We start from the raw sequence: 14,776 nt of genomic DNA on the forward strand, positions 1-14,776 counted from the left end.
AATGGCGGAGGCCGAGTGGCCGACCCGTAGGCGAGCGGCCAGATTGGGACGGTGCCCGAGCGCAGCAGCACAGCAGGAGAGGAAGCCGTCCGGTGCGGAAGAACGTGCCCGTCATAGGGCGGAATGCCCCGTGGTTCGCGCGGTGGATTCCGGCGCTCCTGCTGGCGCTCGGGGTGCTGTGCCGGGTGTTCTTCCCGGCCCCCGAGATGACCGGTGGGCCCTTCTTCTCCGCGGCTCCGCTGGTGGCCGCGCCGTTCTGCACGCAGCGCTGCACGGCCGTCATCGGGGTGCTGGCCTCGGTGTTCTTCGGCGCGCTGCTGGCCCTGGACGGCGACCAGAGCCCGCTCGGCGACGCGATGCGGACCTTGACCATCGTCACCGTCGCCGTGCTCGCGCTGGGCATCAACCGCGCGCTGCGCCGCGGGGACGCGGAGCTCGCCTCGGCGCGCGGCATCGCCGAGGCGGCGCAGCGCGCGGTGCTGCCGCTGCCGCCTTCCCGGATCGGGGCGCTGGAGTTCGGCGCCCGGTACCAGGCCGCCCAGACGGACGCGCGGATCGGCGGCGACCTGTACGCGGTCCAGGAGACCCCCTACGGGACGCGGATGCTGGTCGGCGATGTCAGGGGCAAGGGAATGGGCGCGGTGGAGGCCGTGGTCATCGTGCTCGGCGCCTTCCGCGAGGCGGCCGAGCAGGAGTGGACCCTCGAGGGTCTCACCGCGCGTCTCGAGTGGGCGCTGCACAGGGAGGGCGAACGGCGGCGGGGGCTCGACCAGTTCGAGGGCTTCACCACCGCGGTGCTGGCCGAGGTGCCGGCCGACCGCCCGGACACGCTGCGCATCGTGAACCGCGGCCACCCTCCGCCGCTGCTGATCGAGGGCGACGGGACGGTGCGGAGCCTGGATCCGACCGGGTACGCGCTGCCGCTGGGCATGCCGGAGCTCGGGGTGTGGCCCGACCGCGCCGACGAGGTCACCTTCTCCGTGGGCTCGCAACTGCTGCTCTACACCGACGGGTTGTCCGAGGCCAGATCGCATCTCGACGGTTCCTTCTACGAGCCGGCCGAACGCCTCGCCGGCCTGCGCTTCGACACCGCCGACTCGCTGCTCGACGCCGTGATGGCGGACGTGCTCGCGTACACCGGGGGCGGCGGCACCACCGACGACCTGGCGCTGCTCGTGGCGCGGCGCTCCGGTTCCGTGCTGCACGAGAAGCCCCGTACGGGTTTCGCCGGAGGCAGCGCGGCGGCCTTCGGACGGCTGCCCAGGAGTGGGGCGCCCGGGGGCGAAGCCCCTGAGGGGGACGGGGTCCCCAAGGGAGACGGAGTCCCTAGGGGAGAGGGAGCCCCTAGGGGAAGCGGAGCTCCTAGCGGAGACGGAGCCCCTAGGGGTACGGGGTCTGACCAGGGGTGACGGTCCGGGGCGCGGCCGGTCCATGATCACGTTCGAGAAGCAAAATCGTGAGGAGCACGTGAAGGCCGCCGGGCGCCGTGACCGTTCCTCAACCGCCGCGATCGCGGCCCGCGTTGGTCACTCTCGGCGATCGCATGGCTCAAAACGGGTGATTCAGCGCCCCAATTGCCCTCCGCTGGGCGGAAACTGCGGGGCGACGGCGACTACAAAATCACCGGAACGGCTTGGAATAAAGCCACCGACTCTATTAACGTTCGATAACGCAGCGCGGTCGTCACTGCCGTCACGAGAGACGGCACCGTGCGCCGTCGCCGAATCCCGTACGTGCTCCATCACGAGCCACAACTCGATAGGCAGCACCGAGGGAACCGGGGAACCACCCCTGCTCGACGGCCGTCCACACGGTCGCCCGAGGAGGGTTCCTCACCGTCCGACCCCTAGGGGCCGTACGGGAGGTCCGGGGTGAATCGGGTGCCTTCTCCCACGAGGCACCCGTAGGAGACCTTCCTGCTCCGAACCCGTCAGCTAACCCGGTAGGCGAGAAGGAAGGAAAGGAGAACGCCCCCCGTGGCGTCCAACAGGCATGCCCCCGAGGCCCCGCCGGAGACCGGCGGCGCACCGTACGCGCAGGCCGCCGCGTACGACCGGCCCCGGAGCAGGTACGACGAGTACGGCAGCATGGCCGACCCCTACGGGCCCGCCACCACCTTCTTCCCCGCGGCCGAGACCGCCGAGATACCCGTCGCGGCGTACGGTTCCGACGAACAGCCGGGCGACGGCGGCCCGCTGGGCGAGTGGAACCCGACCGAGGAGTCCCTGCGCCCCGTAAGGGGACGGCACAGGGTCGGCAAGCAGCGCGGCGGCGGCATGGCCCGCAGCGGCGCGGTGCTCGGCGTCGGCGTGATCGCCGCGGTCGGCGCCGGCGGCATGGCCACCGCCAAGGACCGCGCGCCGGCGCCCATTTCGATGCCCGACCTCGCCTCGGCCGCCGAGAAGATCCCGGACGCCAAGGAGCTGCCCGGCGTCGGCCGCCTGCTGGCGGACGAGTCCGCCGACGACTCGGTGCTCGCGGGCGCGCCCCTGAGCCAGGCCGGGATCACCGACGGCGACGCGCAGCAGGGCCGCACCGACGCGGGCGAGGCGCTGCGCGCCCGGATACTCGCGCAGGCCGAACAGCAGCAGAACGACGCCGACTCCAAGGCCCGCGAGGCCGCGGCGCAGCAGGCGGCGCACGCGGCGGCGGAGAAGGCGAAGGCCAACGCCGCGGCGGAGCGCAAGGCCGAGGCCGAGAAGAAGGCCAAGATCGAGGCGGAGAAGAAGCGGAAGGCGGAGGCCGAGCGGCTCGCCAAGCTGGCCCGCTCCTTCACGCTGCCGGTCTCCAACTACACGCTCTCCGAGGGCTTCGGCGCCTCCGGCGGCATGTGGCAGTCCACCCACACGGGGCAGGACTTCGCGTCCCCTACGGGTACTCCGGTGAAGGCCATCCACTCCGGCACGATCAAGGAGGCGGGCTGGGCCGGTTCGTTCGGCTACCGCATCGTGCTGCAGCTGGACGACGGTACGGAGCTGTGGTTCTGCCACCTGTCCTCGATGAACAAGTCGGCCGGCGAGAAGGTCGGCACCGGCGACGTCATCGGCAGGGTCGGTTCCACCGGCAACTCCTCGGGCCCGCACCTGCACGTGGAGGTGCACCCCGGCGGGGGCGACGCGATCGACCCGCTGGCGTGGCTCCGGGGCAAGGGGCTCAGCGTCTGAGGAGGCGCCGCGCGGTGTCCCTTACGGGGCCGGCCCCGTAAGGGACGGCCTCCCCACCCCGCCCGCCTCCCGCTTCGGAACGTTCCGCTCACATCCACGCCGCCGCCTCGGACTGCCGGGCGGTCCGACCGGTCAGCGCACCATCCGACCTGTCGCCTCCACGGCGCGCACAGCAGGAGGGGACGGGGCGGCGGCGAACGGGGGCCTCCCCTGCCCCCTCTCCCCTCCGCACGCATCCGTACGCATCCGTACGGAAGACCCCGGCGGTCCTGGTGGCTCACCCCCCGACACCAGGGCCGCCGGCCCCTCCCCGTACGGGATCCCTAGGGGCTCCGCCCTCCCCTTACGAGACCCCTAGTGGCCTTGGCTTCGGGCCCTGGCCTCGGCGTCCGGCCTCCCCTTACGGGGCTTGTCCGCAGGGAAATGTCCGTGCCGGGCGGAAGCGGCGGAGTTACGGTCTACGCCATGGCTGACACCACCCGGAACACCCCTTCCCCTCACTCCATGGAAGACCGGCGCCCCCTCGGCACGCTCGCCGTCTCCCCCCTCTCGCTCGGCGGCAACGTCTTCGGCTGGACCGCCGACGAGTCCGCCTCCTTCGCCGTGCTGGACGCGTACCTCGCCGCCGGCGGCAACTTCATCGACACCGCCGACGTCTACTCGGCCTGGGTGGACGGCAACGCGGGCGGCGAGTCCGAGACCGTGATCGGCAAGTGGCTGGCGGAGCGCGGCAGTTCCGTGCGCGACCAGGTCGTCATCGCCACCAAGGTCGGCGCGCTGGCGCCGAACAACGGCCTCGCCGCGACGACGATCAAGGCCGCGGTCGAGGACTCCCTGCGCCGGCTGCGCACCGACCGCATCGATCTCTACTACACGCACTACGACGACGAGAGCGTCGAGGTGTCGGAGTTCCTCACCGCGCTCGACGCGCTGGTCAAGGAGGGCAAGGTCCGCGAGATCGCCGCCTCCAACATCAGCCCCGCGCGCCTCCAGGAGTCCCTGGACTTCAGCGCGCGCGAGGGCCTGGCCCGCTATGTGGGCCTCCAGCCGCACTACAACCTGATGTCCCGCGACACGTACGAGGGCGAGCTCGAGCGCATCGCGGCGCGCGAGGGCCTGGGCGTCATGCCGTACTACGCGCTGGCCTCGGGCTTCCTCACCGGCAAGTACCGCCCCGGCACGGAGCCCGAGGGCGCGCGCGCCTCCCGCGTCGCCGACTACCTCGCCTCCGAGCGCGGCCAGCGGGTGCTCCGCGCGCTGGACGAGGTGGCACGCGCCCACGACGCGTCGGCCGCGACCATCGCCCTCGCCTGGCTCGCCGCCCAGCCGACGGTCACCGCGCCGATCGCCAGCGCCCGCAAGGTCGACCAGCTTCCCGCGCTGATGGCGGTGGGCGGCACGGTGCTGACGGAGGACGAGCTGGCGAAGCTCACGGAGGCGTCCGCGTAAGGGGTCGTCACCTAGGGCTGATCACCTAGTGGTCCGGCCACCTGAGGGGCGCCGTACGGAAGACCCGTACGGCGCCCCTCAGGTGCTGTGTCTATCGGCGCTGGATGTGCCCGTACACCCGCTCCACGTTGAGCCGTACGACGAGCCGCCGGTCGTTCACCATGGCGTTCCGGTACTCGTCCCAGTCCGGGTGGTCGCCGCGGATCAGGCTGTATATCTCGACGAGTTCGTCCACCGTCGCGTCGTTGGGGTCGGCGGCGATGGGCGACAGCTCGGCGTTCCCCTCGGCGACGGCCCACGACCAGCCGTCCTTGCTGGTCACATAGAAACTGGCCCGGGGATCACGGGAGAGGTTGCGCGCTTTGGCGCGGCCCGCGGTGATGGACACGCGGATGAGGCGCTTCTGCGGCGAGTAGAGGTAATTGACGTTCGACAACTGCGGCCGGCCGTCCCGCTTGAGCGTGACGAGCACACCCAGGTCGTACCGGCCGAGCATCCTCGACAAGGCGGCGGCGTCCACGAAGTCTCCTCTCGGGAGGGTTACGGGACTGATCGTACGGAAGGATGCGGCGGGCGGTGCGCCGCGGCCTCGGCCTAGGCTGCCCGCATGGTCCAGGAGGCAGAGCGGCAGGTCGTGGTCGGCGGAGCGGTGTGTGCGCACGGGCGTCTGCTGGCCGCCAGACGCACCGCACCACCGGAGTTGGCGGGGCGCTGGGAGTTGCCCGGCGGGAAGGTCGAGCCGGGTGAGGCGGCCGAGGACGCGCTGGTACGGGAGCTCCGCGAGGAGCTGGGCGTCGAGACGGAGCCGGTGGAGCGTGTACCCGGCGAATGGCCGCTGCAGAGGCCCGGGTTGGTGCTCCAGGTGTGGCGCGCGAGGCTGATCGAGGGCGAACCCAAGCCCCTCCAGGATCACGACGAGCTGCGCTGGCTGACCCCCGAGGACGCCTTCGACGTGGCGTGGGTCGAACAGGACGTCCCCGCCGTCACCGAGATCGTCCGAACCCTGACATCACGCGAACCGGGACCCTGACCCGACCCCTCCGTGCGCGACCCTGACCCCGAGCCCGGCCCTGACCCCGAGCCCGGCCCTGACCCCGAGCCCGGCCCTGACCCCGAGCCCGACCCTGACCCTGACGTCGAGCCCGGCCCCGACCCTGCCCCTGAGGTCGATCCCGCCCCTGACCCCGGCCCTGACGTCGCCCTTCACCGCTGCCCGTTCCACCCAGCAGCCGGTACCCACGCCGCCGGCACCCGTGGCCTGTTCAGGGCCACTCCCGCCGACACCGTCGGGGGTGCGGAGAGGGCGCGGCGGGTCCACAGGTGGTGGAGGAGTTCCTGTTCTCGGGCGTGGAAGTCGGGGGTGGGGGCTCCGTGGTTGGTGCGGGCCCTGAGGAGGGCCAGGGTCGTGGCGAAGTGCTGGTACTCGGCGAGGGTGCGGGTCGCCTGCGGGCCGTGGGTGCGGCGCACCTGGTTGCGGGCCAGGGCGCGGGCGCGCATGGAGCCCAGGGACCAGGGCTCGGCCGGGCCGAACCAGCCGGCGGCGGCGTACGAGGGGAGGGTCTCCCGTACGGTGCGCAGCTCGTTCCGGCGGGACCAGACGGCGAGCCAGACCAGGGTGGCGAGCACGGGGAGCACGAAGAGGGCGTAGACCGCGAGGAAGGTGAGGGCCGGGAGGGAGGCCGAGCCGTTCCATATCGCGTGCAGGAGGGCCGAGGTGAGGAGGCCCAGGAGGGGCACGGCGGCCCGGAAGGGGCGCCCCTTGGTGGGCAGCGCGGCGACGATCCCGAAGGCGATACCCGTAAGGGACGTGAACATGGGGTGCGCGAAGGGGGAGAGGACGATGCGGACGAAGAAGGTGGAGAGGGTCACCGACTCGTTCAGCGCGTTGGGGGAGAGGAGCTGGTCCTCGCCGAAGGCGGTGCCGAGGTAGAGCACGTTCTCGGTGAAGGCGAAGCCGGTCGCGGTGATGCCCGCGACGGCGAGGCCCGCGACGACCCCGTCGAAGCTGCGGCGGCGGAAGAGGAAGAGCAGCAGGATCGCGCAGGACTTCGCGGTCTCCTCGACGACCGGGGCGATCACGGTGGCGCCCAGCACGTCGGCGTGCGCGGCGGATCCGGCGAGCCAGTTGGTGCCCGCGCTGTTGACCAGCAGCGCGACGAGGGTGGCGGCGAACGCGCCCCAGCAGAAGGCGAAGGCGTGCTCGCGCCAGGGCGCCGGCTCCACGCCGTCGATCCAGCGGAAGGCCGCGACCAGCAGCGGAACGGGGAGTACGGAGAGGCTGAGGCCCACGAACATGCCCGCCGTGCCGGTCTGTTCGCGCACCATCGCGAAGATCGTGAGCGCCGAGAGCGTCAGCAGCGCCACCACGGTGAGGATGCGCACGGTGCGGTTGTGGCGGTGCCACCAGGAGGGGACGGCAGGGGCGCGATACCGCCACTGGGACGGCGAGGCCGGCATCTCGGGGAAGTGCGGGGTCTCTCCGGGCGCGGGCGCGTACGCGGGGAGCGGCGGCACGGACGGCCTGGGGGACTGCCCCTGAGGGAACCCGTACGCGCCCTGTCCCTCCGGGGACCCGTAGGGGTTCGGGAGAGCCCCGTACGCGCCGTCCGGTGACCCCTGCGGCGCGAAGGGCCCCGTGGTGGGCGCGGGTTGAGGAGGCACGCCGGGGCTGCCCGGGGTGCCGGATATGTCGTGGGCGCCGTTTCCCTCGTTGTTCACCTGTCGACACTAACGAGGGCAGGGGTGGGGTGCGGAAGACCGTGCTGCGCCAAGCCGCGCGCCGAGCGGCTCGGATGCCGCGCTCAGACCCGGCGGAAGAGCAGGTCGTAGACCTTGTGGCCCTTGTCCAGGCCCTGGCCCTCGAAGCGGGTGCGCGGGCGGAAGGAGGGGCGCGGGGCGAAGCCGCCGTCCGGCTGGGTGTTCTCGTACGCGTGGTGGGCGTCGAGCACCTCGAGCATCTGCTCCGCGTACGACTCCCAGTCGGTGGCGAAGTGGACGAGGGCGCCGGAGCGCAGCGGCACGGCGGCGAGGTCGAGGAACTCCGGCTGCACGAGGCGGCGCTTGTGGTGCCGCTTCTTGGGCCAGGGGTCGGGGAAGTACACCCGGAGCCCGGACAGGCTCTCCGGGGCGAGCATCTCGCGGAGCAGGATGATCGCGTCGCCGTTGCCGACGCGCACGTTGCGCAGGCCCTTCTCGTCCGCGAGGCGGAGCAGATTGCCCTGGCCCGGGGTGTGGACGTCGACCGCGAGCACGCCGACCTCGGGGTCGGAAGCGGCCATCTCCGCCGTGGCCTCGCCCATGCCGAAGCCGATCTCCAGGACGACCGGGACCGTACGGGGCACGGCCGGGTTGAGGTTGGGGTCCTTGTCCGGCGCGAGGCCCGCGTCGGCGAACAGCTCGTCGAGGTCGATCCGGCGCAGCCCGTCGATGTCGAAGCCCCAGGTGGGCCAGAAGCGGCGCAGCGCGGCGCGCTGACCTGCGGTGACGCGGCTCCTGCGGGGCTGGAAGCTGCGGATGCGGCGTTCGTGGTGCGATCCGGCCGGGTCGGCGGCGGGGCCGGTGCCGTCGGGGAACATCTCGCGCTTCTCGGTCATCTCGGAGTTCAGGCTCGCGCTCGGGGTCGGGCCCGCGCTCGGGCTCGGGTTCTTGGACATGGACACAGTGATGCCAGTTTACGAGGGCGCGGGCGGGGGCCGTCCGCCCGCGGGGACACCCCGTGACGGGACACCCCGTGACGGGGGCACTCCGCGAGACCCGGCCTCCGCGTGCGGGCGCGGCCCTCAGACCCCCGACTCCCCCAGCACCCGCTCCGCGACATGCCGCCCGATCGGCAGCGAGGCGGTGGCCGCGGGGGACGGGGCGTTGAGGACGTGGACCATGTGCGGGGTCTCGGTGATCAGGAAGTCGTCGGCGAGGGTGCCGTCGGGCAGCACGGCCTGGGCGCGCACCCCCGCGGGCGCGGGCCGCAGATCCTCCGGGGTCACGGCGGGCAGCAGCCGGCGCACCGCCGCGGTGAACGCCCGCTTCGACACCGAGCGGCGCAGCTCGCCCGCCCCGTACCGCCAGTGCCGCGCGGCCACGCGCCAGGAGCCCGGGTGTCCCAGCACGCCGGCGAGCTCGCGGGGCCGGACCGTACGCCAGTCGTAGCCCTCCAGGGCGAGGGCGGGCACGGCGTTGGGGCCTATGTGGACCTCGCCGTCGATGCCGCGGGTGAGGTGCACGCCGAGGAAGGGGAAGGCGGGGTCGGGCACGGGGTAGACGAGGCCGCGGACCAAGTCGCGGCGCTCGGGGACGAGTTCGTAGTACTCCCCGCGGAAGGGGATGATGCGGGCGGCGGGCTCGTCGCCGGCGAGGCGTGCGAGGACGTCGCTGTGCAGGCCCGCGCAGTTGACCAGCGTGCGGGCGCGGATCACCGTGCCGTCCGCCGTGCGCACCGCGACGCCCAGGCCCTCGCGGCGGTCCACGGCAGTGACCTCGGCGCCATAGCTCACCTGGGCCCCGCCCTCCTCGGCGAGCACGGCCAGCCGGGCCGCGACCGCGCCGAAGTCGGCGATGCCCGTGGTGCCCACGTGGATCGCGGCGAGGCCGCGCACCTCGGGCTCCCGCTCCGCTATCTGGGCGGGGCCGAGCTCGCGCACCGGGATGCCGTTCTGCCGGCCGCGCTGGATCAGGGCGTGCAGCCTGGGCAGCTCGTCCCGCTCGGTGGCCACGATCAGCTTGCCTGTGACCTCGTGCGGAATGCCGTGCTCCGTGCAGAACTTGACCATCTCGGCCGCGCCCTCGACCGCGAAGCGGGCCTTGAGGGAGCCGGGGCGGTAGTAGATGCCGCTGTGGATCACGCCGCTGTTGCGCCCGGTCTGGTGGCGCGCCGGTCCCGCCTCCTTCTCCAGCACCCGCACGCGGGTGCCGGGCGCGGCGCGGGTCAGCGCATACGCGGTGGACAGGCCGACGATGCCGCCGCCGATCACCAGCACGTCGCAGTCGTACGGCACACGGCCCGAACCGGCACGCGTGCCGTCCGGGCCGGGCTGCGCGCGGCCGGAGCCGGCCTGCCTGCCGCTCGACCCGGCCTGCGTGCCGTCTGAACCGGCGTGCGTGCCGCCGGATGCCGATCTGGGAGTCGTGGACTTCGAGGACACAGGACCCATCATGAAGGCGACCACCGACAACACGCTGCGGTGTTGATCACGATCAGGCCGGTCGCGCTGCCCGCGTACCGTCCCGGGCCCCTCACGCGGGAGCCATCAGCAGTGGCCTGGCACGCTCCCGCAACTCCGCGACCTGCGGTTCGTCGCCGTACGGCTCCAGGCGGTGCAGCAGATCGCGTACGTACTCGGTGGTGCGCGCCGAGGAGATGCGCCCAGCGACCTCCACGGCGCGGGTGCCGGCGGCGCACGCCGCGTCCAGGTTGCCCGACTCCAGTTCGGCGACGGCCGAGACCACGAGGCGCAGGCCGTGCGAGCGCACGAACTCCTCGGTCGGCTTGGACAGCGCCTTCTCCGTGAACCTGCGCACCTGCCGTGGCGCCTTGAGGTCGCGATAGCACTCGGCCGCGTCGGCGGCGAGTCTGTCGTACGAATAGAAGTCCAGCCAGCACGGATCCCCGTCTCCTGTCCTGGAACGCTCGAGCCAGCTCTCCGCCGAGGAGAGCGAGGCACCGCAGGCGTGCGAATCGTCGGCCTTGGCGTGCGCGCGCGCCTCGACCAGCCGGAAGAAGCTCATGGTGCGCGCGGTGGCCAGCCCGCGGTTGCGCTCCAGCGCGGCCTGCGCCAGGTCGACGCCCTCGTCGGCGAAGCCGCGGTAGGTGGCCTGGAGGGACATCGAGGCGAGCACGTACCCCCCGAGGGGGACGTCGGCGGCGGCGCGCGCCAGCCGCAGCGCCTGGATGTAATAGCGCTGCGCGGCCTCCTGCTGGCCCGTGTCGAAGGCCATCCAGCCCGCGAGGCGGGTGAGTTCGGCGGTGGCGCCGAAGAGGGAGCGGCCGACCTCGTCGGTGTACGAACCGAGGAGCAGCGGCGCGGCGTCCACCCGCAGGCACTCGGGCACCATCGAGGAACGCCAGTCGCCGCCCCCGTACTTGGAGTCCCAGCGGCGCGCCTCGTCGGCCGCCTCGCGCAGCTTGGCCACGTCGCTGTGGCCGACCCGCAGCGGGGGGTCGGTCTCGGAGGGGCCGCCGGTGTCGTGCGGATCGGCGCCGGGCTCCGCCTCGTCGTGCCCCTCGGGCGGCGCGGCGCCGGACCGCGCGGACTGCTCGGCGTGCTCGGCGCGGGTGGCGGCCGCGGTCTGCGGGTCGCGCGCGACGGAGCTGTCGGCCGGGGTTATCAGCCAGCGGGACGCGGGCGTCGCATAGGCGCTCACGGAGAAGGAGCCGGCCAGCGACTGCCAGATGCCGCCACCGCCGCGGCGCCCGGCGTGCAGATCGAGGCGGTAGAGATCGGTGGCGGCCTTGACCGCCTTGCGGACGTCGCGCGGGAAGGCGAGACCGACCTCGGGTGTCGGGTCGGCGTCCGCGAGGCCGATCTCGTGCAGCGGGACCGGGCGGCCCAGCTTGCTGCCGATCGCGGCCGCGATCAGATGGGGCGCGGCGCCCTGCGGGACCATGCCCTTGGAGACCCAGCGCGCCACCGAGGTCTTGTCGTAACGAAGCGTCAGACCACGCTGTGCGCCCAGGTCGTTGACCCTCCGGGCGAGTCCGGCGTTGCTGATTCCTGCGAGCGCGAGAACCGTGCCGAGCTTCTCATTCGGCCCGCGTGAGTCCCTGGACATGCACAGCACCCCTGAACACCTGACGACCGCCCCGCGCCGAGTGGCTTGGGACATTCGTGAACCCAGAGTAGTTCGGCGCATCCCGACCGTTAAGAGGCCGCCTGCCGGATGGCGGGATTCGTGTGCGGACACGCGTGCGCACATCCGGCACGTGCCAACTGCGCGTGTCCGCCGGAGGGTCCGCCGGACGCGCGGGTTCCGGCCGACCTCGCGTGCGGGCCCGGGCCCGCACGCATACGCCGTGCTCCCGCCGTGTGGCCGTGCGCCTGCCCATGCGCCTGTGCCGGGAGGGCGGGGAGCGCTTCCATGGTTCCTGCGTGGGTCGGCCCGTTGTGCTGGCAGGAAGGAACGGTCCTGTGCAGCGGGCTGGGGGACACCGCCGTCTCATTCCCCGCGGGCGGCGGTTCGGCCCGGGGGGCGGGGGTCGCCTCCCGGGCTGACAAGTGCTGTCGCGCCCGGTGGAAGCCGTACGGATGCCGGAGGTCCGCCCGTACGGTGCACGGTGACTCTGCGCTGAACTCAACTCACTGTTGAACGCTCGGATTTGGCCGAATGGCATCGGTCCGCGGCGCCGTGCCGCGCGCGGAGGCCCAGGGCATATGCCCCTCTGGACGCGTGCAAAGCGGCCGGGGCCGAAGGATCCGGCCCCGACGCGGGCTTCGCCGGCTGCGCGTCCCGTACGGGGAGCCCGCGCCGCTCGTACGGGCTCGGGGCCCGGCCCTTAGGGGCCCAGCTAGGGGCACGGCGCATCCCGTACGGGGTCCGCGCGCGCCCTTAGGGGTGCGGCCCCTCCCTCATCCCGTACGGGAAAACCCTCACCACCCCTGCGGGCACCCCCGCCGAACCCCGAGGCGCATCGGGGATGCGTCCACTCAAGGTCCGCGCCCCTTATGCGCTCTCCCGCGCCGCTCTCGTGGCAACATGGCCGCAACGGCGGGGTACGGCACCGCCGTTGCGGCCGGAGGGGCCGCGTTCCGGGCCCGGGCGGCCCGGCGCGAAGGCCCGCGGGGGCCGGCGGAGTCCAGCGGCAGCGAAGGCGGGGCGGGCGATGCGGTGGTTGGTGGGGTGGAGCAGCGCCGCCCCGGGCAACGCGCAGGCGGGCGGCGCGTACGCCCGCACCGGGACCTTCGGCAACGGCGCGGCCGGGTACGGCGGTTGGGGCCAGGGCGGCTCGGTGCGGGACGAGGACGACGAGGGCCGCACCCTCCACCCGGTCGGCGCGCAACTGCTCTGGGGCGACCCCGACCCGCTGTGGGCCGTGGGCGACTGGCGCCCCGACGAGATCCGCGTACTCCAGGCCGAGACGGCCGACCCGAACAACCGCCTGGCGGTGCTGGGCTGCTGCGGCGCCGACGACAAGGAGCTGCGCGCGGGTCTGAACGCGGCGCGCGGCGGCGCCTTCCGCCATCTGACCTCCTGGCCCGGCAGTTACACGGCCGTCGCCAGGATCGGCCGCCGGATCACCCTCGCCGCCGACCTGGCGGGCGTGCGGCCGGTGTTCTACACGCCCTGGGCCGGCGGTACGGCGTACGCCACGGCGGCACTGCCGCTCGCCGACCTCATCGAGGCCCAGCTCGACGTCGGCCACCTGGCCGCGCTGCTGGCCTGCCCCGACGCGCCCGAGGCGCTGGCCGACGGCACCCCGTACAAGGGGGTCTACCGCGTTCCGCCGGGGCACGCGCTGATCCTGCGGGAGGGTGGCAGCCGCGAGATAACCGGTTACGAGCCCGCCACCTCGCTGGTCGCCGGCGCCCCGCCGCCGGCCGACCCGGACACGGCCGTGGCACGCGTACGCGACGCGCTGGTGGAGGCCGTACGGGCGCGGCTGTCAGCTCCCCGGCACGCGGCCGAGGGCGACTTCGGGCACCTCGATCCCGGGCCCGTTCCCGGGATGGGCCCCGCCGAGCGGCGCGCAGCGCGCGGCGGTCCCGCGCCCGGCATCGGCGCCGACCTGTCCGGCGGCCCGGCTTCGGGGACGCTGGCCCTGCTGGCCGCCGGGCTGCCCGGGATGCCGGGGACGCTGTACGGGGCGGGCGAGACCGAGGCCGGGGAACGGCTGCTGGCCGTCACCTTCAACGACCTGGCCACCAAGGGCGGTTCGGGCAACGGCTCGCCCGCTGGGCCCGAGCTGGAACGCGCGCGCACCATCGCCGAGAACCCGCGGCTGCACCACGTCGTCGTCGCGGCGGGCGAGGAGGGCCTGCCCTACGCCGACCTGGACGGACCGCTCACCGACGAGCCCGGGCCCTCGCTGGTCACGGCCGAGCGGCACCGGCGCAGGCTCGCCGCGGGCAGCGCCGACCACCTCGTGGGCCTCGGCGCGCGCCAGGTGCTGGACGCGCACCCCGCGCGCATGGCCGACCTGCTGCTGGACCGGCGGCGGCGCCATCTGCTGCGGCCCGTGGTCGCGTTGGCCCGCGCGGAGGGTGCGCCGCCCGGCCGTTCGGTCACGGTGCCGTGGACGGTGTACCGCGCCGCACGGAAGCTGGCCCGTACGCCGTACCGCGAGGGCGTGGAGCAGGCCGCGGCCGCGCTGCGGAACGGGGGAGGGGGACGCGGAGGGAAAGGTTCCGCTGCGGCCTCGGGAGCGGGTACGGGGGCCGGGTCCGGGACCGGTGCGGTCAACGGCTCGGCGGCCGGCGGCGGCAACGGTGGTTTCGACGCCGCCGAGGAGGGCGCCGTGGGCGCCTCGCTCGCCGCGCTGACCTGGTGCAGGCCGGGCCCCGCCGCGCGCTGGCTCACCGGTGAGGCGCTGGCCGAGGTGTCGCGCCGCCTGGAGCACGCGGCCAGGACCCGGCCCACGGCGGAGCGGCCCGGCGAGCGGCGGGCGCGCGCCGCGCTGGCCCGGCAGGCCGCAGACCACCGGGTACTGGAGCAGGCCGCGGAGATCCGCAACCAGCGCCTGCACGCCCCCTTCTACGACAACGAGGTCGTACGGGCCTGCCGCGCGCTGCCCGAGACGCTGCGGGTGAGACCGGGCGCGCGGGCGTCCGTGCTGCGGTCCGTGCTGGCCGGGGCGGGTGTGCACGAGCTGCCCGCCGGGTGGGGCGCGCCCTCGCACGCCTCGCAGACCGCGTCCGTACGGGCGGGGCTGCGGGCGGCCTCCGAGGAACTGCTCCAGCTCTTCGAGGCGCCGCTGCTCGCCGACGCGGGTCTGGTGGAGGCGCGCGTGGTGCGGCGTGCGCTGCGCGCGGCGGCCGACGGTACGCCGCTTCCGCTGGACGGCCTCGCCGACCTGGTCTCCACGGAACTGTGGCTGCGCCGCCTGCTGGCACGCCGCGGCACATGCTGGGCGGGTTCCGCCGCGCCGAAGCAGCGGGCGGCGTCGGGGGGTGTGACGGCGGGGCGTTCGCGCAAAGCGCTCTAGCCGCCGGCCGCCCCCGGCCTGCTCCGGTTCC

At 73.9% G+C, this 14,776-nt stretch carries 10 protein-coding genes and 1 riboswitch; of the genes, 5 read left to right on the plus strand and 5 right to left on the minus strand.

Features of this window, described 5'->3' with window-relative positions:
- The first annotated feature begins 92 nt into the window (after nt 1-92).
- The 3 genes from ABEE00_RS32280 (at nt 93) to ABEE00_RS32290 (ending at nt 4,613) form a co-directional block, all read left to right on the plus strand.
- On the plus strand, nt 93-1,409 hold the full coding sequence (locus ABEE00_RS32280; protein ID WP_345749319.1) for a PP2C family protein-serine/threonine phosphatase: 1,317 nt from the start codon (nt 93-95) through the stop codon (nt 1,407-1,409).
- Between the two features lie 327 nt (nt 1,410-1,736).
- A riboswitch (cyclic di-AMP (ydaO/yuaA leader) is annotated at nt 1,737-1,963 on the plus strand.
- Nucleotides 1,964-1,976: 13 nt separating this feature from the next.
- On the plus strand, nt 1,977-3,164 hold the full coding sequence (locus ABEE00_RS32285; RefSeq protein ID WP_345749320.1) for a M23 family metallopeptidase: 1,188 nt from the start codon (nt 1,977-1,979) through the stop codon (nt 3,162-3,164).
- 504 nt (nt 3,165-3,668) lie between these two features.
- The gene (locus tag ABEE00_RS32290) at nt 3,669-4,613 is read left to right on the plus strand and encodes an aldo/keto reductase (RefSeq protein ID WP_345749336.1); all 945 of its coding nucleotides are present in this window, start codon (nt 3,669-3,671) and stop codon (nt 4,611-4,613) included.
- A 91-nt stretch (nt 4,614-4,704) separates the two neighbouring features.
- On the opposite strand, the gene ABEE00_RS32295 is transcribed toward ABEE00_RS32290, so the two are convergent.
- Nucleotides 4,705-5,109 (minus strand): PPOX class F420-dependent oxidoreductase, encoded by a 405-nt coding sequence (locus ABEE00_RS32295; RefSeq protein ID WP_345749337.1) that lies wholly within the window; start codon nt 5,107-5,109, stop codon nt 4,705-4,707.
- A gap of 111 nt (nt 5,110-5,220) precedes the next feature.
- Here ABEE00_RS32295 and ABEE00_RS32300 point away from each other — a divergent pair, with 111 nt between their 5' ends.
- Nucleotides 5,221-5,643 (plus strand): (deoxy)nucleoside triphosphate pyrophosphohydrolase, encoded by a 423-nt coding sequence (locus ABEE00_RS32300; protein ID WP_345749321.1) that lies wholly within the window; start codon nt 5,221-5,223, stop codon nt 5,641-5,643.
- Between the two features lie 173 nt (nt 5,644-5,816).
- Here ABEE00_RS32300 and ABEE00_RS32305 read toward each other — a convergent pair whose 3' ends face one another.
- From ABEE00_RS32305 to ABEE00_RS32320, 4 genes are all read right to left on the minus strand, one after another.
- Complete coding sequence (locus tag ABEE00_RS32305; protein WP_345749322.1) at nt 5,817-7,331, minus strand: PrsW family intramembrane metalloprotease; 1,515 nt, start codon at nt 7,329-7,331, stop codon at nt 5,817-5,819.
- Nucleotides 7,332-7,414: 83 nt separating this feature from the next.
- A complete protein-coding gene (gene trmB, locus ABEE00_RS32310) occupies nt 7,415-8,266 on the minus strand; it encodes a tRNA (guanosine(46)-N7)-methyltransferase TrmB (RefSeq protein WP_451918718.1) in 852 nt (283 codons plus the stop codon).
- A gap of 126 nt (nt 8,267-8,392) precedes the next feature.
- On the minus strand, nt 8,393-9,775 hold the full coding sequence (gene lhgO, locus ABEE00_RS32315) for an L-2-hydroxyglutarate oxidase (RefSeq protein WP_345749323.1): 1,383 nt from the start codon (nt 9,773-9,775) through the stop codon (nt 8,393-8,395).
- 67 nt (nt 9,776-9,842) lie between these two features.
- Nucleotides 9,843-11,378 (minus strand): NsdA family TPR-like regulatory protein, encoded by a 1,536-nt coding sequence (locus tag ABEE00_RS32320; protein ID WP_345749324.1) that lies wholly within the window; start codon nt 11,376-11,378, stop codon nt 9,843-9,845.
- Nucleotides 11,379-12,426: 1,048 nt separating this feature from the next.
- Between ABEE00_RS32320 and ABEE00_RS32325 the strand changes: the two genes are divergently transcribed.
- Nucleotides 12,427-14,745, plus strand: a complete 2,319-nt coding sequence (locus ABEE00_RS32325; protein WP_345749325.1) for an asparagine synthase-related protein — start codon at nt 12,427-12,429, stop codon at nt 14,743-14,745.
- The last annotated feature ends 31 nt before the right edge of the window (nt 14,746-14,776 follow it).

This window comes from Streptomyces odontomachicola (assembly GCF_039605595.1).
Taxonomy (GTDB): Bacteria; Actinomycetota; Actinomycetes; order Streptomycetales; family Streptomycetaceae; genus Streptomyces.